The organism is Pseudoalteromonas sp. bablab_jr010, from assembly GCF_016464105.1.
GTDB lineage: Bacteria > Pseudomonadota > Gammaproteobacteria > Enterobacterales > Alteromonadaceae > Pseudoalteromonas > Pseudoalteromonas simplex.
The window spans coordinates 1-20,679 of the sequence record NZ_JACDWV010000094.1 but is presented as its reverse complement, the minus strand read 5'-3'; the positions used below and the strand labels follow the sequence as shown (position 1 = coordinate 20,679).

General features: G+C 40.9%; 21 protein-coding genes. 12 read left to right on the top strand and 9 right to left on the bottom strand.

Annotated features, from left to right (window positions below; all coding sequences use genetic code 11):
- Positions 1-101 precede the first annotated feature (101 nt).
- The 5 genes from JIG37_RS09830 (at position 102) to JIG37_RS09810 (ending at position 4,853) form a co-directional block, all read left to right on the top strand.
- Complete coding sequence (locus JIG37_RS09830; RefSeq protein ID WP_199529276.1) at positions 102-1,130, top strand: protein kinase; 1,029 nt, start codon at positions 102-104, stop codon at positions 1,128-1,130.
- Between the two features lies 1 nt (position 1,131).
- Entirely contained in the window at positions 1,132-2,595 is a 1,464-nt protein-coding gene (locus JIG37_RS09825) for a hypothetical protein (protein WP_199529275.1), read from the top strand.
- A gap of 450 nt (positions 2,596-3,045) precedes the next feature.
- Positions 3,046-3,753 (top strand): hypothetical protein, encoded by a 708-nt coding sequence (locus JIG37_RS09820; protein ID WP_138616114.1) that lies wholly within the window; start codon positions 3,046-3,048, stop codon positions 3,751-3,753.
- Between the two features lie 21 nt (positions 3,754-3,774).
- Positions 3,775-4,278, top strand: coding sequence for an RNA polymerase sigma factor (locus JIG37_RS09815; protein WP_054552830.1), 504 nt, complete (start codon positions 3,775-3,777; stop codon positions 4,276-4,278).
- A 5-nt stretch (positions 4,279-4,283) separates the two neighbouring features.
- Positions 4,284-4,853, top strand: a complete 570-nt coding sequence (locus tag JIG37_RS09810) for a hypothetical protein (protein ID WP_199529274.1) — start codon at positions 4,284-4,286, stop codon at positions 4,851-4,853.
- Here the strand turns inward: JIG37_RS09810 and JIG37_RS09805 are convergent.
- Positions 4,838-5,743 (bottom strand): LysR family transcriptional regulator, encoded by a 906-nt coding sequence (locus tag JIG37_RS09805; RefSeq protein WP_054552828.1) that lies wholly within the window; start codon positions 5,741-5,743, stop codon positions 4,838-4,840. The genes JIG37_RS09810 and JIG37_RS09805 overlap by 16 nt on opposite strands.
- A gap of 108 nt (positions 5,744-5,851) precedes the next feature.
- Between JIG37_RS09805 and JIG37_RS09800 the strand changes: the two genes are divergently transcribed.
- Complete coding sequence (locus JIG37_RS09800) at positions 5,852-6,871, top strand: NADP-dependent oxidoreductase (RefSeq protein ID WP_199529273.1); 1,020 nt, start codon at positions 5,852-5,854, stop codon at positions 6,869-6,871.
- 13 nt (positions 6,872-6,884) lie between these two features.
- The gene (locus JIG37_RS09795; protein WP_199529272.1) at positions 6,885-7,586 is read left to right on the top strand and encodes a hypothetical protein; all 702 of its coding nucleotides are present in this window, start codon (positions 6,885-6,887) and stop codon (positions 7,584-7,586) included.
- Positions 7,587-7,631: 45 nt separating this feature from the next.
- Here JIG37_RS09795 and galE read toward each other — a convergent pair whose 3' ends face one another.
- The gene (gene galE / locus JIG37_RS09790) at positions 7,632-8,645 is read right to left on the bottom strand and encodes a UDP-glucose 4-epimerase GalE (RefSeq protein WP_199529271.1); all 1,014 of its coding nucleotides are present in this window, start codon (positions 8,643-8,645) and stop codon (positions 7,632-7,634) included.
- 229 nt (positions 8,646-8,874) lie between these two features.
- Between galE and JIG37_RS09785 the strand changes: the two genes are divergently transcribed.
- On the top strand, positions 8,875-9,378 hold the full coding sequence (locus JIG37_RS09785) for a DUF3016 domain-containing protein (RefSeq protein ID WP_199529270.1): 504 nt from the start codon (positions 8,875-8,877) through the stop codon (positions 9,376-9,378).
- A gap of 73 nt (positions 9,379-9,451) precedes the next feature.
- Here the strand turns inward: JIG37_RS09785 and JIG37_RS09780 are convergent, their stop codons facing one another.
- Together JIG37_RS09780 and rraA are read right to left on the bottom strand one after the other, a co-directional pair.
- Positions 9,452-10,501 (bottom strand): formimidoylglutamase, encoded by a 1,050-nt coding sequence (locus JIG37_RS09780; RefSeq protein WP_199529269.1) that lies wholly within the window; start codon positions 10,499-10,501, stop codon positions 9,452-9,454.
- A 5-nt stretch (positions 10,502-10,506) separates the two neighbouring features.
- Entirely contained in the window at positions 10,507-11,004 is a 498-nt protein-coding gene (gene rraA, locus JIG37_RS09775; RefSeq protein WP_054552822.1) for a ribonuclease E activity regulator RraA, read from the bottom strand.
- Positions 11,005-11,216: 212 nt separating this feature from the next.
- Here rraA and JIG37_RS09770 point away from each other — a divergent pair, with 212 nt between their 5' ends.
- The 3 genes from JIG37_RS09770 to JIG37_RS09760 all read left to right on the top strand — a co-directional run bounded on the left by JIG37_RS09770 (position 11,217) and on the right by JIG37_RS09760 (position 14,786).
- The gene (locus JIG37_RS09770) at positions 11,217-11,753 is read left to right on the top strand and encodes a phosphatase PAP2 family protein (RefSeq protein WP_187489774.1); all 537 of its coding nucleotides are present in this window, start codon (positions 11,217-11,219) and stop codon (positions 11,751-11,753) included.
- Positions 11,750-12,799: an MJ1255/VC2487 family glycosyltransferase gene (locus JIG37_RS09765; protein ID WP_138599281.1), complete on the top strand. Its 1,050-nt coding sequence runs from the start codon at positions 11,750-11,752 to the stop codon at positions 12,797-12,799. Before JIG37_RS09770 ends, JIG37_RS09765 begins: the two co-directional genes overlap by 4 nt.
- Positions 12,800-12,905: 106 nt before the next feature.
- Entirely contained in the window at positions 12,906-14,786 is a 1,881-nt protein-coding gene (locus JIG37_RS09760) for a HAMP domain-containing methyl-accepting chemotaxis protein (RefSeq protein WP_199529268.1), read from the top strand.
- A gap of 117 nt (positions 14,787-14,903) precedes the next feature.
- Here JIG37_RS09760 and JIG37_RS09755 read toward each other — a convergent pair whose 3' ends face one another.
- The 5 genes from JIG37_RS09755 to priA all read right to left on the bottom strand — a co-directional run bounded on the left by JIG37_RS09755 (position 14,904) and on the right by priA (position 20,018).
- The gene (locus JIG37_RS09755) at positions 14,904-15,278 is read right to left on the bottom strand and encodes a gamma-butyrobetaine hydroxylase-like domain-containing protein (protein WP_199529267.1); all 375 of its coding nucleotides are present in this window, start codon (positions 15,276-15,278) and stop codon (positions 14,904-14,906) included.
- Between the two features lie 76 nt (positions 15,279-15,354).
- Positions 15,355-16,683 (bottom strand): HslU--HslV peptidase ATPase subunit, encoded by a 1,329-nt coding sequence (gene hslU, locus JIG37_RS09750; RefSeq protein ID WP_130049805.1) that lies wholly within the window; start codon positions 16,681-16,683, stop codon positions 15,355-15,357.
- An 11-nt stretch (positions 16,684-16,694) separates the two neighbouring features.
- Positions 16,695-17,213 carry an ATP-dependent protease subunit HslV gene (gene hslV / locus JIG37_RS09745; protein WP_054552816.1) on the bottom strand — a complete coding sequence of 173 codons (519 nt, stop codon included), beginning with the start codon at positions 17,211-17,213 and terminating at the stop codon, positions 16,695-16,697.
- A gap of 80 nt (positions 17,214-17,293) precedes the next feature.
- Positions 17,294-17,821: an SPOR domain-containing protein gene (locus JIG37_RS09740; RefSeq protein WP_130167267.1), complete on the bottom strand. Its 528-nt coding sequence runs from the start codon at positions 17,819-17,821 to the stop codon at positions 17,294-17,296.
- Positions 17,822-17,837: 16 nt separating this feature from the next.
- Complete coding sequence (gene priA / locus JIG37_RS09735) at positions 17,838-20,018, bottom strand: primosomal protein N' (RefSeq protein ID WP_138599279.1); 2,181 nt, start codon at positions 20,016-20,018, stop codon at positions 17,838-17,840.
- 233 nt (positions 20,019-20,251) lie between these two features.
- Between priA and rpmE the strand changes: the two genes are divergently transcribed.
- Positions 20,252-20,467 carry a 50S ribosomal protein L31 gene (rpmE, locus tag JIG37_RS09730; RefSeq protein WP_036973208.1) on the top strand — a complete coding sequence of 72 codons (216 nt, stop codon included), beginning with the start codon at positions 20,252-20,254 and terminating at the stop codon, positions 20,465-20,467.
- The last annotated feature ends 212 nt before the right edge of the window (positions 20,468-20,679 follow it).

The following is a 20,679-nucleotide window of genomic DNA, read 5'->3' as shown; positions in this document are numbered from 1 at the left end:
TAAATCTATTGTTAAGTAATTTATTTACTTGAAAGAAGAAAATAAAACATCATGTGAAGCTTCACATGTATCAGTGCATATAACAGGGAGAAGATTTAAAGATGCCATCAAAAGCACTTGAGGGTCTAGTTACTACTTCTGGTTGGAAAATAGGTAAAATGATAAATACTACATCCGGTACTGGTGGTAATTTTTGTACCCGGTATACAGCTATTTCGCCAGAAGGAAAAATTGGTTTTCTAAAAGCAATGGATTTATCTAAGGTAGCCTCAAAATCACTTACAGAGATGAATAAAACTATCTCCGAGTATTTGTTTGAGCAAAATATTTTAGACCACTGTAAGGACAGGAAATTAACTCGTGTCGTTACTCCATTGGATAGTGGAGAAATATCCAGTCCAGTTTCCTTTCCTCCGCTAAATCGAGTTTTTTATATTATTTTTGAGCTTGCAGAAGGAGATCTTAGGTCTCAATTCATTAATAGTGATATAGAGTCATGGAAAAATGTTTTTAAGTCTCTTCATCATGTTGCTGTAGGAATAAAGCAATTGCATCAGATCGGAATTGCCCACCAAGATATAAAACCTTCTAATGTTTTATGTTTTGAAAATGAGCAGTCAAAAATATCAGATCTGGGAAGAGTAACAGATGCTAAAGGCGAGTCACCTTTTTCGGCATTAAGCTTTACTGGAGATAGATCTTACGCACCAATAGAGGTGCATTACAGAATACCTATCACAGATTTTATTGATCGGAGATTATCTGATGTTCATATGTTTGGAAGTCTGATATATCACGTCATTTCAAAGGCTCAAATTACCCCTGTGTTGATCGAAGAGTCTAGACTTTTGATGCCACATATAGATCGTGCAACATATGAAGAGGCATTACCTTTTATAAAATCAGCATTTGCGACCATTATAAATAGGTTTAGAGAAGATTGTGCGACTTTGTTTGGAAAAGAAATAGCTTCTGATTTAGCTGAAATGGTGAACGAGTTATGTTACCCAGATCACCTTATAAGAGGGAATGGGAAATATGCACATAAAGTGATGAGGCTTTCAATGGAAAAGTATATTAGCAAAATGGCAGGTGTACTTAGAAAGTGTCAAATTAAGGGGATCCAGTGATATGGCTCATAACATATTGATGATGGACAATAGACAGCTCATCCCTCGCTGGCATACGTCGAGAAAACTTTTTAGATTTAATTACCCTACAAAAAATATTGTTCGCAATGAAGGACTTTTTGAAGAAGATTTCTGGTTTAAGAAATCCGTTGAACTCTGGAAAGCAGAGCGCAGTATACCGAATGCTATAGATGTTTTTGTTAGGTTTATTCAAGCTGATGAAAGAAATCACCCATTATATCTAGAAATTAACAGAATTTTACTTGATAACTATGAAACTTTACCTAATTCAGTTAAGCATCTCGTTTGTCCTGAACTGAGAATGTTGGATAATTATAATTCATACTCTACAGATGCAGGCAAGGTTAGGTTAATTATTCAAAAGCTTAAGAAACTCGTTCATTTTAACCCGAGGGATTCTTTAAGTTGGATGGATTTAGGCTTTTATTACTCTATATTAGGCGAAATGAATAAAGCAATGCATTCTGTTGATGTTGCGAAAAATATTGATCCTAACCATGCCTTTATAGCAAGGTCTTACGCTAGGTTTCTCGTTCATATTGGAGACCCTGAGCAGGCATCGTGGTATTTGAAAAATCGACCAAATTTGAATTCTAATCCATTAATAATGAGTGCGTATACGGCGATATCTAGCGCATTTGAAATTCGAAACCCAAGCATTAAAAAAGCTGTATCGTTGATAGATAATTGGGGTGGTGATAATGCGATGGTTTCTGAATTAGCAGCTTGTGTAGGAACAATAGAGTTTAATAACGGTTCTATCAAAAAAGCGAAAAAGCATATTCAAGTAGCACTGACAGATCCTTCTGAAAACGTTATCTCTCACGTTCACTGGTTACACCATAAACATAACATAACTTTTAAAAATATGCCTCATCCTTCAGAATCAATAGAGGGGGGGGTTAATGATTTATATCAAAAGAAAAAATTTGAAGAATGCAGAGGCAAACTTATTGATATGCATCAATTTCAGCCGTATAGCGCAGGCCCAATAGTAGACGCTGGTTATTTAAGTATTGCTGCACTTGACGACCCCAATTTCGTTATTCAATTGTCCGATAAGAGAATACCTCATTCCCATATGAGATTTGGGGAGCTCAATAACCTGATAGTTGCTAAATTACTTTTAAAGCAAACAAAAAACCTTGATGTTGATTTGAGGCTTTTAGCAAAAAGGGTTGACGTTGAAGATACTAATTGTTCTGCAACATTTAAAGCAACCATAGGAATGGCTTTCATGGAAAGCGGGATGATTGTTGAAGGTAAAAAGCAATACGATGAGTCTATAGAAATGCTAGCTCGAAAAGGTTTATACCGCTCTCTTTGTTTAGCTAAACATTTTTATGCGAAGCAAGTTGAGAGATACGATAAAGATAAAGCGCAGCAATTGAAATTAGACGCAATTAGACTAGCCAAAAAACATAATGTCTTAGAAGTTTGCTAGTTAATGAAGTGAGCAATTAAATTGGTAATTACAAACGTTATAAGTTAAGTATGCACTTTTGGTGCATACTTAACTTTAGTTCAGAAACACGTGCTCATCTTTCTTAAATCAATGCATCAGAACTGTTTGCTAGCTACAGTCAGTATTGGTTTTAAGTCTTTTAATACCACATAACGGTTCAAGTCTGGGAGGGGCCACCATTTTCTTGCTGTAAAAAACCAAAAACCAAAGCTTAAATCTATCTCAAGCAGCTGCGTTCCACTATTGTTCCACCTCTTTTTTATCTTTAAAAATTCAACGAAATAAAATTATTTTTAATTTTTTAAAAATATTTTGTCAGGTTTTCTGTGTTTGTCTCGTCTATAGCTGCAAATGACACGAAGTTGTTCCTATTAGGTGGTAGCGATAGGCAGTGTCTTGTGTATTAATTTTTACGAAAAGGACAAACTCATGACGACTACAACATCAACTGTGAATACGCTAAAACTTGATTCAACAAATGCACCATTTAGTGATGCTGCTGTTTGGTTAAAAGAAGGCTGGGGGCTATTTAAAAAAGCACCGTTTAAACTTTTTTTACTGATGACGCTGTTCGCTATTGTGCCAGGCTTAGTGCAGTTATTACCTGCACCTACAGGTTTAACTGTATCAAAATGGTTAGCGCCTATGTTAATGGCAACGGTGTGGCCATTGTTGTTTAACCTGAATAATCAGCAAGGCTTTTCATTTAAGCACAATGCAACATGGACGAAGTGGGGGCGAGTTGCCGTGTGGTCAGTTGTTGGTATTTTACTGGCGCTGGTGCAATTTGCTGTTGGGAGTACTTTGATTGGTAGTGAGCAGTTATCGGCTTTATTGTCAGGTCAGTTTGTTGATGTTGAGCGCTGGCGCGTAGGGGTCATGTTTGTATCAATTGTTCCTGTAAATATGTTGCTTATGTTTGTGGTACCTCTGTTACTTTTAAACAATGCTTCGCTTAGTGCAGCTGTTAAAGAAGGCATTACAACGGCACTAAAGGTGATTAAACCATTAAGCATGCTTTGTTTGATTAATATGCTCGTTACCTTTGCTGCCCCTTATAGTCTTTTACCTATGTTGTTGGTAGGGCCGGTATTAGCATGTACCTACTTTTGTGCCTATAATCGTTTGTTCAAATAATAATAAAAACATGGAATTACAGTGAAAGCTGATGTTCAAATAAACACATTGCTGAATGAATACGCGCCGCTGTTGGCGCGTGTTGCTGCAACCTACGAGATCAATCAAGCGCTACAAGATGAGCTAATTCAAGAGATGTCGCTGGCTGTTTGGCGCGCTTTTGAAAGTAATGACTCATCACCCGATGTTGCCTTTCGTGGCGATGCCAGCATAAAAACCTATATTGCCCGAATAGCTCACAATAAAGCGGTTGATCATGTGATAAAAGAGCAAAACCGCAAAGAGGTGGCAAGCTCTGAAAGTATTGATTACACCCAAGCCTTGAGTGCGCATAAGTCACCAGACGACAGTTTAGATTTAATGGCTGCCCTTCGTAAATTAACGCTGAAATATCGGCAGGTGCTTGCTTTGCAGCTTGAAGGGTTTAATCAAAGTGAGATAGCGCAAACGCTGGGGTTGTCTGAAGATGCTGTTGCTAAGCGTGCCAGTAGAGCAAGACAGCAAATTGCGAGCCTAATGGAGTAAATAAAGTGGATAAATTCGAAGCAGATGATCAATTAGCTAAGTGGCAGCAGGCATTCGTGCAAGCAACGCCGAAAGTGGATAGTGCAGTGTTAATTGCACAAACGCAAAAGTCGCGAACTAAGTTAAAGCTAAAAGGGTTAATCGACTCATTTTTAGGTGTTGTGGTAACCGTATTTTGTATTTACGCTATGTTGTTTGAAGCAAAAAATACCTATGAAACCATTATGTTTGCGCTATTAGTGCCTATTCCTCTAGGTTTTGGAATTTGGTCATACCGTTTAAGGCGAAAGCTGTGGCGAGCAGAAACACTAGACGTTAATGCAATGCTTAATTTTAAAGAGAATCAGCTGAAGCACCAAGTTCATTACTGGCATGTGAGTTTTATTGGCTGCGTTGTGCTTTGGTGCGCTTTGTTAATCGCTGCCTTGTTTAATATGGTTATGTTTAAAACATACAGCCTATGGCTTATCCAGCTTGGTATTAATGGTATTATCGTGCTGGCTGTTTATATACGCTATAAAAAATTAAAAACACAGCTAGCTGTAGCACTTGAGAGCATTCAAGCAATGCGCTGATGTGCCGCTCTCACTTTTGCTGCGAATTTATTTAACCAGCCAGTAGCTAAACTTGGTTTGTAAACCAGCTCGAGGCGCTCTTGGCAAGTGTAGTTACAGTCTAAGACATCGATGACTTTGAGGGCTGGATCGTTTGCAATAAAATCAGGGACGTATGCTAATGCAATCCCTTGTTTGACGAGTGACAGTAAGGTGCTGAAATCGTTGCAACGATAACTTATGGTTCTAGGTACTTTGTCATCTCGCCAACCATCTGAGCCGATCCCCCTAGTTACGCCACAAAAGGGTGAAATACTCGGACAAGCAAAACTAAATTGAAAAAGCTCTCTGTTGGTGAGTGAACCCTTACTAAACTGTTCGAATAATGGATGCGAGTGCGCAGCTACAACCTTAAATGTTGTTGTGCCTAAATATATACGTTCAAAGTCACTTTGCAGTGTGCTTTCATTTAATGCCACTTCGGTAACTAAAGCTAAATGGGCATGGCCGCTGGCAACCTGTTCAATGGCTTGACCTTCCCAACTTGTATCAATATTAAATTGAAAACCTTGCTCATTAAATTGCGATAATAATAAAGGCAGGTAATGCTGTAACAGCAAAGAGGGGCCAGATAAGTTAACAACCGTATTTTTCGTGCTTCCATTAAACTCGCTGATAGCTTGATCAGCCTCATGAACCAAATTAAGCGCATAATGGCGAAATTTTTCACCTTGCTGATTTAGTTTTATATTTCGACCAATTCGCTTAAATAGTTGTGTATTTAGCTTAATTTCGAGCCGTTTTATGACCTTCGAAAGCGCACCAGGTGTGACATTTAATGTTGCAGATGCTTGCTGTAAGTTATTGTGCTTTGCGATGACCAAAAACTTTCGTAAATCTTCTGTATCCAAGTTTGCCTCTAATTCCAATATGGAAACGTATAGATAGTTTTAATAGCTTAATGGTTAATTGTTTAAGTGCAATAATTTCGTTATTAAATTTCATTAAATGAGAGAGCGATGACGTCTTACAATCTTAAGCAGTGGTTTTATGTTAAGCGCCCTGATGGACGTGTCAGTGAGCAGCATTATGCATTGCGAGAATCTGTAATTTCGCCGACATTGGCTAAAAACGAAGTGCTGCTAGAGGCAAAGTATATTTCTGTCGATCCATATATGCGTATTCAACAAGCTGCTAAGCCGAACTGGGAGCAACCTCATGCATTAAATACAGTGCAAGGAGCAGCGGTTGTTGCTCAGGTTTTAAAGTCAAATAGCGAACGATTTAAGCAAGGTGATTGGGTTAGCGCTTATTCAGGTTGGCAAACTCATGCAGTTGTCCATGCCAATGAAATACAAGCCTTAAACCCTAATGATGCCGATGTAAAAACGGCACTAGGTGTTTTAGGTATGCCTGGGCGAACAGCTTGGTTTGGTTTAATGGAAGCAGGTAAACCAAAAGCCGGCGAGACGGTTGTCGTTTCAGGTGCTGCAGGAGCTGTGGGTTCGTTAGTTACTCAGTTTGCGATAAAAAATGGTTGTCGTGTTATTGCCCTAGCTGGATCTGAAGAAAAATGTACTTGGTTAGAAAAGCTCGGGGTCGCTTATGCGCTTAACTATAAGCAATTTGACTCAGCCCAACAGTTGCACGAAAGGTTGATGGAGCTTGGTGGTGTTGATGTTTATTTTGATAATGTTGGCGGGATGAACACTGATGCGGTGTTGAGCAGCTTAAACTTGCGTGCTCGCGTAGTGATTTGCGGGCAAATCTCGCAGTACGATGGCTCGCTTGACAACCCCGAACTAGGCCCTCGCTTTCTCCATCAATTACTTTATAAACGAGCGACAATTCAAGGGATTTTAGCAAGAGACTTTACTCACCGCATGCCTGAAATGATTAATCATATTTTGCCGTGGTTAAAAGCAGGAGAGATCCGATTTAAAACAACCGAAATTAATGGCTTTGAAAATTTACCAAGCGCGCTTGAGGGATTGTTCGAAGGGAAGAATATCGGTAAAGCGATTGTTCGTGTTAAATAAAAGGTATTAAAAAATGAAAGCAAATTTCGCTTTTCTGTTGTTACTTTACTGTTTAATTGTCAGTTTTAAAAGCATAGCAAAAGAGGTTAAGCATTTTCATGCGCATAGCCGAGTTGGCATGCATGGCATGGTGTTGTTCACCGATGGCGTTGAGCTCTATGCCAGCCACCTTCCTATGTACCACGCCCCGCATGATTATCAATTAATTTATCGTGTAGAAACTCGCTATGAGAAAGAACTAATTCGTTGGCTTACTGTGCAAGAAAGTGATTCAACTCCTCAGTATTTAAATTCGATGATCACTCTATTGCCTGCTAAGTTTGACTTGAATAAGTTAATTGCTGGGCAGACATTCAGTGTGCCCAGCCAATTATTCTTCGGTCATTTTGAACGAGGCGGTAAAAAATGGCTAAAGGATGAAAACTTTAAGTTTGTTTCTCTTGTATATAAACGAGCACTGTCATCGACTCAGCACGTGTCGCAACCGCGCTGGCAAAGAATAAATAAAGCGACAAATGAACAAGGAATACAAATATTGGTACATCAAATACAGGCCAGCCCGTCATTTGACGCCATTGCTTTAGTAAGAGGGTGTGAAGCTGAGCGTTTGCAGGTAGAAGTAAACGTGCCAACATTTACGCAATTATCAAGTGGCTTTAATGACTGTGAGTACAGCCAAATAGTTTATTTTGAAACGCAGGATTTTATAAAGTAGCCAGTAAAAAGGCACTTATTTGTAAGTGCCTTTTAATTCTTCTGACTATTTGTAACCGTTCGGGTTATTGCTTTGCCAGCGCCATGTATCTTGCATCATCTCATCGATGCCACGCTCTGCTTGCCAGCCAAGTTCTTTTAATGCTTTTTCTGGTGCTGCGTAACAAGCTGCAATATCACCCGCTCGACGCGGCGAAATTTGGTAAGGTACGGCTTGACCGCTGGCTTTCTCAAAAGCGGTAACCATCTGCAGTACTGAATAACCATTACCTGTGCCTAGGTTAAATACGTGCGCACCTGTATCACTTGCAATTCGGTTCAGCGCTTTTAAGTGACCTAATGCTAAATCGACAACGTGGATATAGTCACGAACACCTGTACCATCTACAGTACCGTAGTCATCCCCAAACACACCTAGCTTTTCTAGTTTACCCACAGCAACTTGCGAAATATAAGGTAATAAGTTGTTAGGAATACCATTAGGGTCTTCACCAATAAGGCCAGACTCATGTGCGCCTACAGGGTTAAAGTAACGTAAGATAACAAAGGCAAAGCGTTCATCTGATTTCGCGATATCTTGCAGCATCATTTCAACCATAAGCTTTGATGTGCCATACGGGTTAGTCGTGCCGCCAACTGGGAAGTCTTCGCGAATTGGTAAGCTTGCTGGGTCACCGTATACGGTTGCTGATGAGCTAAATACTAACTTAAATACGCCAGCATCACGCATAGCATCAACCAGAGTCAGTGTACCTTGTACGTTGTTTTGATAATACTCGATAGGTTTTACAACCGATTCACCAACCGCTTTTAAACCAGCGAAGTGAATAACACTATCAATCGTGTGTTCACTGAAGATTTTGTCTAAACAGGCTCTATCTAAAATATCACCTTGATAAAACGTGACGTCTTTGCCGGTGATTTGTTTTACGCGAGCCAATGACTCATTTGATGAATTGCTTAAATTATCAAGTACAACAACGTCTGTGCCTTGTTGTAGTAACTCTAAAACGGTGTGAGAACCGATGTACCCGGCTCCGCCGGTGACTAAAATGGTCATAAAATATCCATGAACTATACCTGGTTGAATTAGCCTTATTTCATCACATTTCGCGTTAAATTACATGAATAAAATGTGATTAAACTTCTTTCATAGAAATATCAGTGTCTTGTTTTTGATTACATTTTGCACCATATTGGTTACATCCAAGCGTTGAGTTATTAAGCTATAGTTAATTGTCAGCTGCTAAATTTTAATCAAAAGCTATTCCTGTTAAGTGGAGATAAAGATGAAAATTGTAAAGAAAATGGCCTTAGCAATGGTTATTGCACTACCTGCTTTTGCTCACGCAGGGGAGGCTAAGGTTAAATGGCATGACTTTAACGATTACCGTGATGTGCGCCCCGGAAATAACTCACCAAAAGGTGCATTTCATAAAAACGTGGCAAAGAGCTTTGAGAAGCACTTTAACAAGCTTACTGAACAGTTACCTGATGGCTACACCTTCAATGTGGAAGTAACAGAGCTTGACCTTGCTGGTGATGTGCGTTTTGGAACGATGAATGAACTGCGCATTATCAAGCCAATTTATTTCCCACGCATAGACCTTAATTATTCGATTACTGATAAAGACGGTAAAGTGATTAGTGAAGCAAAAGACGTAAAGCTTAAAGATATGGGCTTTATGGACCGCATGAAAATGGGGCGCGATGAAGCTTATTACTACGACAAGCGTTTAATCAGCGATTGGTTTGAAGATGAGCTATTACCATCGTTAAATCTTGGCGAATAAATCACCTTGTTTGCAGCAGGTGTGAATTTATTCGCAAAGTAGACGTTTCAGTAAGAATAGCGCCTAATGCAAGTTAAGAAGACTCTCTGGCTTGCAGGTAGGCGTTTACTAAAGCTGTGATTATTTGGCCTGCATCGTTCATACCTGTTTCTAAACTAACCGGGTGTTGTGATGGTGCGCCTTCACATAAATGTAAGTAGCGGGCTGTTGCTTGGCTGGCAGCTAAATGCACAAAGTGTTCTGCATCACTCACATTAAAACCACAGTTGGTGTATGCGCTAACTGGCATTAACGAAATACTGTCTAAGTCTACTTCTACGCCAAGCGAGGCATTATCAAACTGAGCTAGTGCGTGTTGACATGCTGAAGATAAATCAACTTTACGACGTACTTGAATGTCTTGGTAACTATCAAACGTGAAGTTTGCGTTTGTCAGGGCATCAATAATCGCTTGGTTATTTTTAAATTCGTGTAACCCCATCACGTGATAATCAGCGAGGTGGTTTTCGCTGTAAGCATATCTAAAGCCATTGCCACTATGGCGGCCTTCACACTCTCTGAAATCAGCATGAGGGTCTAAGTTAATAGCATTTACTGGTTTACCATCTTGCTTACTAAGGGCACGTAAAATACCTAAGCAGTTGTTGTGGCCCCCACCGATTACAATTGGCTCAAGACCAGCTGCAAAAATCATCGCAATCACTTGCTCAACGCGGGTGTCTATATCAGCGCATAATTCACGTAGTTTGGCTAAGTCGGCGTCGTTTTTATTATCAAGGTCAGCAGCTTGTTGGTTTAAGTCATCAAGGGCCACTTCGCCGAGTAGCAACACACGCTCGTGGTTTAAAAACTGGTTATGCGTTTGGTTTAAAAAGCGCTTTAAAAATGCTTGCCACGCTTGTCCTGAGCCACCGTTACCTAAGTTAGCGCGAGGGCCAATATCCTCACATACGCCAACTAAAACATAGCGAATACCGAAATGTTTTGCATCGATGAGTGCTTGTGGGGCGTTAACTTGAGTGTCGAGAAGGGCAAGGGCTTGCCAAGCTTTGAGTTCGTTAGCGCGGCGGACACATAAGTGCTTTACCGCCGCTTCATCATAAATTTTAAGGTAGTTTGTCACCGAGATTAGTCTTCTATTATTTCTAACTCTAATTCTTCAGCAGATAATATAATACCGGTGCTATCAGCGTAAACAAAGTCGTCATCAAAGAAAGAAACACCTGCGAAGTTAACGCCAATACCGTCTTCACCTGCACCTTCACTATCGGCAGCAACAGGAATAGAGGCAATTGCTTGAATGCCTAAGTCTAGCTCTTCAAGTTCATCAACATGACGAATAGCACCGTAAACGATAATGCCTTGCCAGTTGTTTTCTAATGCGATTTCAGCCAGCTCAATATCAATTAGGGCACGTCGGGTTGAACCACCACCGTCAATCAATAACACGCTGTCGGTGCCATCGGTTGATAAAATCTCGCGGATCAGCTCGTTATTTTCAAAGCATTTAACGGTTTTTACTCGACCACTAAAGCTTGGGCGTCCACCAAAATTGATAAACATTGGTTCGAGCACATCAACCACATCTGCAAAGTGGTCGCATAAATCAGAAGTGCTGTAATCCATTTTTTCATCCTCTAAAGAGACTGTCTGTTTAGTACTCAGTATACCCTGATACAACTCAATAACAACGACTTAATAGCGGATTATTGGTTTAAATCAAAGGAATTTTGTCACCGCAACATTAGTGTCTCAAAAGCGTCACTTAATTGTTATTTTTAGCGCCTAAGCTGAGGTGAGTATAAAAATTAGACGCAAAGTATGACAAGGAGCTCACCATGGCAAACAACATACTTACAAAATTGGCAAAGGTGGACGAACAGCTGTTCTTAAGTGTGTTTAATGATGCTTCGCCAGTGTGGTTAAGGCGATCAGCCATTGGCTTTTCAAAAAGTGGTGATGGCGGTCTTTATGTTGCACTATTTTTGAGCTTTTGGTGGTTTACGGAGCAAGCGCATTTTCAACATCTTGCAATGAGTCTACTGGTAGGTTTTGTCATTGAGCGACCTATTTATTTTTTAGTTAAAAAGCGAATTGCTCGGGTAAGACCTTGTGATTGCTTAGTACAAGGCGCTTATTTAGTGCCGAGTGATAGGTTTAGTTTGCCATCGGGGCATAGTGCGGGAGCATTTGTAGTGGCGACAATTTTAACTATGTATTTACCTGAATTTGCCGGTTTGTGGTTGGTTTGGGCATCAGGGGTCGCTGCATCTAGAGTGATTATTGGTGTGCATTACCCCGCTGATGTGGTTATTGGTGCAGTAATGGGATCTAGTTGTGCAGTATTAGCTGTGATGGTGGTGGAGTCTATATGAGAATTTTGTACGGTATTCAAGGGACAGGCAATGGGCACATAACGCGAGCGCGGGTGATGGCTAGCACGTTTAGGGCTTTAGGAGTCGATGTTGACTATGTGTTCTCTGGTCGAAAAGAGCAAGACTACTTTGATATGGATGATTTTGCTGATTACCGAGTTTTTCGAGGTTTGTCGTTTACCAGTAAATCGGGGCAGGTTGATAGCTTTAAAACATTGAAAAATGCACGTCCACTACAACTAATTAAAGATATAAAAGGCCTTGATTTACGTCATTATGATTTGGTATTTAATGACTTTGAGCCAATTACAGCATGGGCTGCTAAACAACAAAATATTCCGGTAATTGGCATGAGTCATCAAGCGGCATTTTTATCTGATAAAGTGCCGATGTTTGGCCGCGCATTCTTTCGCCGTGCGCTGATCCGTAACTATGCGCCAGCCAGTGTTTATTTAGGCGTACATTGGCAACCTTATGCTGAAAATATCATCCCTCCATTTATTGCTACTCATCATCACGATAACCCAGTGATGGTTGAAAATAAGGTGTTGGTGTATCTGCCATTCGAAAATCTTAACAATGTGGTCGAGTACTTAAAAGATTTTCCTGAAAGAGAGTTTTATTGTTATCACCCGGATGCTCAGGATTGTTCAATTGGTAATATCCATCTGCGAGCACCATCACGCGTTGGGTTTCTAAATGATCTTGCTAATGCGGGTGGTGTGATTGGTAATGCTGGATTCGAACTTGCAAGTGAAGCATTACAACTTGGTAAAAAATTATTGTTAAAACCGCTAGGTAAACAATTTGAGCAAGGTATTAATGCGCAGACTTTATTGTCGATGGGGGCAGCTCATGTGATGAGTTATTTAAACCCCAATGCGATGGATGATTGGCTGCAATCTCCACAGAATAAAAAACTCAACTTCCCAAGCGATCCAGCACCTTTGGTTGAGTGGATAAGAAAAAAGCAATGGGAAAAGGTGGATCAGCTCCATAAATACCTGTGGCAACAGGTTGATTTAGAACAAAAACTAATTGTTTAAACCTTCCTAATATTAGAAAATGTGCGACAAGTTTAATCACTTTTTATTAGCTGCTTTAGATAGTTTAGCTATACTCTTAAATGCATGTTTCTATAGGGCACTTTGAATGAATGTATTACAAAACTTAACTATTAAGCGTCGTTTGCAATTAAACGCGCTCGTTGTTGGTCTTGCAATGATTGTGATGCTGTGTGTAATTATCCTTGAGTCGCGCATGATGCTAAAACTCAATGAAACAATTCAAAATGCGGAGGAACTTGATATTCATGAACTTGCAATGCGCAAGCATGAAAAAAACTTTTTGTTTTATAAAGATGTCGAAAGTCTTGAGCTTTTTGAAAAAGAGTATGCACAGCTTAAAGTTAAAATGGCACGTCTTGACGAGCTAGTTAATGACTTATCAATGGAGTCAGCAAAACTTGATGAATTTAGAAGCTTAGCGAAATTGTATTACGATGACTTTAATGAAGTTGTTGTGTTGCAAAAGAAAATTGGTTTGCATCCTAAAGATGCGTTGTATGGTGAGCTACGTGGAGCCGTGCATCAAGTTGAAACCTTACTCAGTGAACGTGAAAACTATCAGCTATTAACCTTGATGCTGCAGCTTCGTCGCGCAGAGAAAGACTTTATGCTGCGATTTGATTTGAAGTATCTGGCTAAATTTGATGATTTAGTCAGTAATTTTCAGTCTGAAATTAAAAATGCAGGATTTGAAACTGGCTATGAGAAGCAATTACTTAGTAACTTGGCTACTTACCAAGTTAAATTCAAAGCGCTTGTCGATGCACAGGTGACTCTAGGATTAGATCTAGACTCAGGTGCACTAGGTGAAATGAAGCGAAGTGTAGAAAAGAGCGATGCGATTGTTAATCAATTAACAACGGAAACTAAGGCTTTTGTTGAGTCTAGCGCCGAGCGAGCGCAACTCGTTGCGTTGCTTGTTTTCATTGTCGCCAGCGTTTTGGTCATGCTGTTAGTCTATTTTACTAGTCGTTCAATCATTATGCCTATTGAGCGTGTATATCACACGATTAATGAAATACGTCGCAGTAATGATTTAAGTATGTCTATTGAGCAGTCAGGTAAAGATGAAATCACCACAATGACGGTTGATTTTAATAGCTTGATCAGTGATTTTAAAAAGCTGATTTACGAAGTAAATACAGCGCTAAGTACTCTTAACGTGGCAACAGAACATTTATCTGAAACGACAGCAGCAACTAGCTCAGGTATGCAAGAGCAGCTTCACGAAGCGGATATGGTTGCCACAGCTGCCACCGAAATGCAGGCGACGATTCAAGATATTTCACACAATACTGAAGCCGCAGCGAAAAAAGCAGAGTCGACTAACTTAAGTGCGCAGCAAGGTCGTTCTGAGGTTGAATCAACGGTAGTGCAAATTAATCACTTATCAGACTCACTCGGTAATGCGTCAAGTGTGGTGTCGCAATTAGAAAAAGACGCTGAAACGATTGGCTCTGTACTGGATGTTATTCGTGGCATTGCTGAGCAAACAAACTTACTGGCACTCAATGCGGCTATTGAAGCGGCGCGTGCTGGTGAACAAGGCCGTGGCTTTGCGGTAGTAGCAGATGAAGTTCGTTCACTTGCGCAGCGTACTCAAGATTCAACACAAGAGATCGAGAGCATCATTTCGACCTTACAAGGGCGTACGCAAGAAGTGGTGAGCATTATGCAGCAATGTCGTACGCAAGGTGGCGAAAGTGCAGCACAGGCAAGTAAAGCCGGTGAGTTACTTCGTTCTATCACCGAAGATGTACAAACCATTATGGATATGAGCACTCACATTGCCACAGCGATTGATGAGCAAAGCCAAGTGGCTTCTGAGGTGAATAAAAACGTGGTTCGTATTCGTGATATCGCCCAAGAGGCATCGGGTCACGCAGCGACTAATGCACAAACCAGCGAAGAAGTATCAGAGCAAGCGCGTGTCCTCTATCAGGCAATCGATAAGTTTAAAGTTTAATAATTACTTGATACTTTATATATAGACAAAAGTGCGGTGACGGTGTCGTCATCGCGCTTTTTTGTTTTTTAGTTTTTTAGTTTGCTTGGTTAGCTCTCGGAACTAATTCACTAGGCGCTAAGGCACAAACTTAATAGGCACGCTGTCTTTACTTGCTTCGTGCTCAGAGACTCTTGTTTGGTATTGCTGCCAAAGCTCATCATGGTTAGCTTGCAGCTCACTTAAATAGTGCCAGCTGAATAAACCGCTATTATGATTATCGCTAAACACCAGTCGAATCGCATAATGACCAACCGGCTCAATTTTACTAATTCCTACTTGTTGCTTACCAAGTACGAGTTTCATTGGTCCATTGCCATGACCTTGTACTTCAGCAGAAGGTGAGTGAACACGCAAAAATTCAGCACTAAATTGAGCAATAGTATGATCATCAAAATGAACATCTAATACTTTGCTAACGCTGTGATAATGCACTTTAGTGACTTCTTTCATGTCAGCCTCGAATCTACGATTTATAAACTAAAAAGCCTCCAACTGGAGGCTTTTAATTATAACGCTAATTTGTTGATTAAAGAATGAAGCGACTTAAGTCTTCATCTTCAACAAGTGCACCTAAATGCTGCTCAACGTAATTGGCATCAATTGTTAGTGTTGAACCTGCTTTTTCTGAAGCATCAAATGAAATTTCTTCCATTAGTTTTTCCATCACTGTGTGCAATCGACGGGCACCGATGTTTTCGGTTTTCTCATTAACTTGCCATGCCGCTTTTGCGATACGTTCAATGGCATCATCAGTAAACTCAACCTCAACTTGCTCTGTTTTTAACAGCTCACGTTGCTGCTCAGTTAATGAAGCATGAGGCTCAGTTAAGATACGTTTAAAGTCATCAGCACTTAGTGCTTCAAGCTCAACGCGAATTGGTAAACGACCTTGTAGCTCTGGGATCATGTCTGATGGTTTAGCCATTTGGAATGCACCAGATGCGATAAATAACATGTGGTCAGTTTTAACCATACCGTGTTTAGTGCTTACTGTTGAGCCTTCGATTAATGGTAGTAAGTCGCGTTGTACACCTTCACGGCTAACATCTGGGCCAGATGCTTCACCACGTTTACAGATTTTATCGATCTCATCGATAAACACGATACCGTTTTGCTCTACTGCGAAGATAGCTTGCTCTTTTAACTCTTCAGGGTTAACAAGCTTTGCTGCTTCTTCTTCAACTAATAGCTTAAATGCTTCTTTGATTTTTAGCTTACGCTTGCTGCGCTTATCGCCACCCATGTTTTGGAACATGCTCTGAAGCTGGTTGGTCATTTCTTCCATACCAGGAGGAGCCATGATCTCAACATTTGGCTGAGCTTGTGCAACATCGATATCAATTTCTTTATCGTCTAACTGACCTTCACGTAATTTTTTACGGAAAGATTGGCGAGTAGAAGAGTTCTCTTCTGTCTTTGACTCACCAAAGGTATCGCGTGCTGGTGGTAAAAGAGCATCTAAAATACGCTCTTCTGCCGCTTCTTCAGCGCGATGTTTGAATTTTTTGGTTTGCTGTTCACGCGTCATTTTAATTGAGATATCAACTAAATCGCGGATGATCGTTTCTACTTCTTTACCAACATAGCCCACTTCGGTGAACTTTGTTGCTTCAACTTTAATGAAAGGCGCATTAGCAAGTTTAGCTAAGCGGCGTGCAATTTCAGTTTTACCCACACCAGTTGGACCAATCATTAAAATGTTCTTAGGCGTTACTTCTGCGCGTAAATCATCGCTCAGTTGCATACGGCGCCAGCGGTTACGTAGCGCGATTGAAACTGCTTTTTTAGCTTTAGCTTGGCCAATAATATGTTGATCAAGCTCGTGAACGATTTCTCTTGGCGTCATCTCAGACATGGCAGTTCCTATTACAATTCTTCAATAGTTTGGAAATTATTCGTGAATACGCAGATATTGCCTGCAATCGTTAGGCTCTTCTCTACAATGTCACGTGCACTTAGGTCGGTGTTTTCTAGTAGCGCTGTGGCTGCTGATTGTGCGAAGTTACCACCACTGCCAATCGCAATTAGGTCGTTTTCTGGCTGCACAACATCACCGTTACCTGTAATAATTAATGAAGCAGTTTCGTCTGCAACTGCTAATAGTGCTTCGAGCTTTCTAAGTGCACGATCACTACGCCAATCTTTGGCCATTTCAACGGCAGCCTTGGTTAAGTTGCCTTGGTGCATTTCTAGTTTGCTTTCAAATCGTTCGAAAAGGGTGAAGGCATCAGCAGTACCGCCAGCGAAACCAGCGATTACTTTGCCGTTATAAAGACGTCGAACTTTGCGGGCGTTGCCCTTCATTACGGTGTTACCAAGTGAAACTTGGCCGTCGCCACCAATAACGACCTTGTCGTCGCGGCGTACACTTACAATAGTGGTCATGATTATTCCTCATCATCGAGCGGCAAGGCCGCTCGTAAAAAGCGATTGATGAGGTGTTTATATGGGTGAATGAACTAAAATCAAGTCCAAAGCCAAATTCCGCAGCCCATTATTTTGATGCGTTTAAGTTTATTCTTGTCACTTTCGGCTAAACGTTTGGTTTCGTATGGGCCTAAGCGCACTTTATACCAAATACCATTGCTGCCCTCAGTTTTCTTCACTTCGGCCACTAAGCCGGCAAAAGCAATTTTAGCTTTTAATGTTTGTGCTTGCTCTAATGTTCTAAAAGAGCCGCATTGCATTACATATGGGCCTTTTTGTTCAATCTCTTTTACTTCAACCTGAACTTCGTGCTCTTTAATCTCTTTGATAAATTCAGGTGTCTTAGGTGGTGGAATAACTACTTCTTCTTTTTTAGTAGGGTTTGCTTGCTGCTCTACTAACTCAGGATCAGCATTATGTTTGATATACCATAGGCCGTAACCAAACCCGCCTACTAAGATAAGCGCAATTAAAACAAGAATAATAGGGAAAGGCTTTTTCGCCGGGGCTTGTTTTTTATTATTTCGATTTGCTGGTTTTTTATTTATGTAATCGTGCTGTGCCATGACTCTTAATTGGCCTTTAAATCATATCTATAGGATCGACATCTAAGCTCCAACGCACCTTTTGCGCTAATTTACTGGTACTTATATAGTCGACCATTTGCGCTAAATATTGGTGTAAGTGGGAGCGTTCCTGCGCCTGAATATGTAACTGAAAGCGATATTTACCTGCCACACGTTCTAGTGGTGCGGGTATCGGACCGAGCAATTGTATACCAGATACGTTCTGGACAGGAACCAAATCAGTTAAAAAATCCATCACTTGATTTATGTTATGTCCTTCGGCACGCACCATAGCCATATTTGTGATTGGTGGAAGTTGCGCGTCTTCTCGTTCTGTCAGTGCGTAACGGGCAAAATCTTGGTAACCATTATTAACTAAGTCTTGCAGTAGCGGGTGCTCAGGAAAGTGAGTTTGTAATAATACTTGCCCAGGTTCACCACTGCGACCTGCACGGCCTGCCACTTGCGTAACAAGTTGCGCTAAATGTTCAGTGGCGCGAAAGTCACACGAATATAATCCACTGTCGACATCTAGGATTAAAACAAGGCTAACATCGGCAAAGTGGTGGCCTTTTGCCAACATTTGCGTGCCAACTAAGATGCGCGCACCGCCTTGGTTAATATCATCAAGGGCTTTTTCTAAGCTGCCTTTACGACGAGTTGAATCTCGGTCAATACGACTAATCGGAATATCAGGGAAGGTTTGTGTTAAAAACTCTTCGATTTGTTCAGTGCCTTTGCCATTTGGAAAAATCTGCGTGCTGCCGCAATCAGGGCATTGATGAGGCACCTGATGTTGCTCACCACAGTGGTGACAGATCATCTGGCCAATGGCTTTATGAAAGGTTGCACTGGTGCTGCAACGTGAGCACTCACTTAGCCAACCGCACTCATGGCATATAAGGGTAGGCGAAAAACCACGACGGTTTAAAAACACCATCACTTGCTTACCACGTTCTAAATGCTGGCGCATATAGGCAAGGCTGGCATGGGCAATCCCTGCTTGCTCAGGCTGACCTTTCATGTCCATTAATTGGAACTGGTTATCAGTACTGGTTTGGGCCCGTTCAGTGAGGCTCAACAGCTGATATTTGTTATTAATTGCTTTATGTAAGGTCTCAAGTGCTGGTGTGGCACTGCCTAGAACGAGCGGAATATTATGTTGGTATGCTCTATAAGCGGCTAGATCTCTAGCATGATAGCGCAATGTATCTTGTTGCTTAAACGAGCTGTCGTGCTCTTCATCAACGATGATCATGCCAAGAGATAAAAAGGGCAAGAAAATACTCGAACGTGTGCCGATCACTATGGCGCAGCTGCCTTTTTCACAAAAACGCCAAGTTTGTAAGCGTTCGTTATCTGTTAGTGCTGAGTGCCATAGCATAATTGGGGTATCGGGAAAGCGACGACGAAAGCGGTTGACAGTTTGGGGGGTTAAGCCAATTTCAGGCACTAATACTAAGGCTTGCTGACCTTTTTTCAGTACTTCTTCTAGGCATTGCAAATACACTTCGGTTTTACCACTTCCGGTAACTCCTTCAAGCAAAAAGCTTGTAAAGCCACGAGCTTGGTTAATGCTGGTGCAGGCAACAGCTTGCTCTTTATTAAGCACCGGCTTGCTACCGACAGTCGGCGCGCGTTGCTGCCATTGGTTATCATGCTCAATAAACTGGGTGATCAGTTCTTTATCAAGCAGACTGTCGATGGTTTTTTTTGTAAATCCGAGCGCTTTTAATTCTGTGACCGATGACTTGCCCGACTCGGCTAGCTGTTTTAATAAACTTAACTGAGTTTTTGCTTTTAATGACGGCAGTTTTGCACCTTTATCGGTCAGCTCAACCATATTAATACTGGTTTTATCTGGGCATTCGCCTTGCCTTAATGCAGCCGGAAGTGCCGTATGAATGGTCTCGCCCAATGGGTAACAGTAGTAGCGTGCTGTGAATTTTAGTAATGCTAAATGTTGCTCAGATAACACTGGCGTGTCGTCTATAACATCAATAATCGGCTTGATTTTGTCAGCGGGAACATCGGTTGATGTTTTAAGAGCCAGTACCACGGCAACCTTTTTTTGACTACCAAATGGCACGCGAACCCGCATACCTGGCTTTAACTCAGGGCTATGCAGCAGCTGTTCAACTTTATAATCGAAGGTACGCTGTAAAGGGACTTTTATGGCAACTTCTACAAAGTGCATAACAACTCAACTGAAACAAAGATAGAAAGATAATGTACTAAAATTGCAGTTAAAAACCTACCAACAAATACTGAACAACAGACCACTTGGTTATTTTTTTAGCGAAAGATGTATTTAAAGCTTGTCGTAAGGCTTCTTGAGCTATAAAATACGCGGCCTATTAATTGTATTAACTGCGTATGGTGCCAGACTTCGGGTTTGGAGAGCGATACGGCCTTAACTAGAGGTTCCCTATGAAAGAAGGTATTCACCCTAAGTACGAAGCTATCACTGCAACTTGTTCATGTGGTAACAAATTCGAAACTAGCTCAACTCTTTGTAAAGACATCCACTTAGACGTATGTTCTGAGTGTCACCCGTTTTACACTGGTAAGCAAAAGATTTTAGACACTGGCGGCCGTGTTGATCGTTTCAACAAGCGCTTCGGTGCACTTAGCAGCAAGAAGTAATCTCTGCTGTTTAGTTAAAAAAAGCACCTTAGGGTGCTTTTTTTATGCCTAAAATTCACAAAACACATTATTGATACCAATCCGCAATAATACTTAATCATTTTGAGGGATTAAACCTGTCGCTATCTGCGTTAAAAATTTCTGATTTAGAACAACTAAATAACGAAATTTTTGCCTTGCTATCAACGAGGTTTTATTGCCTCAAAATAGAT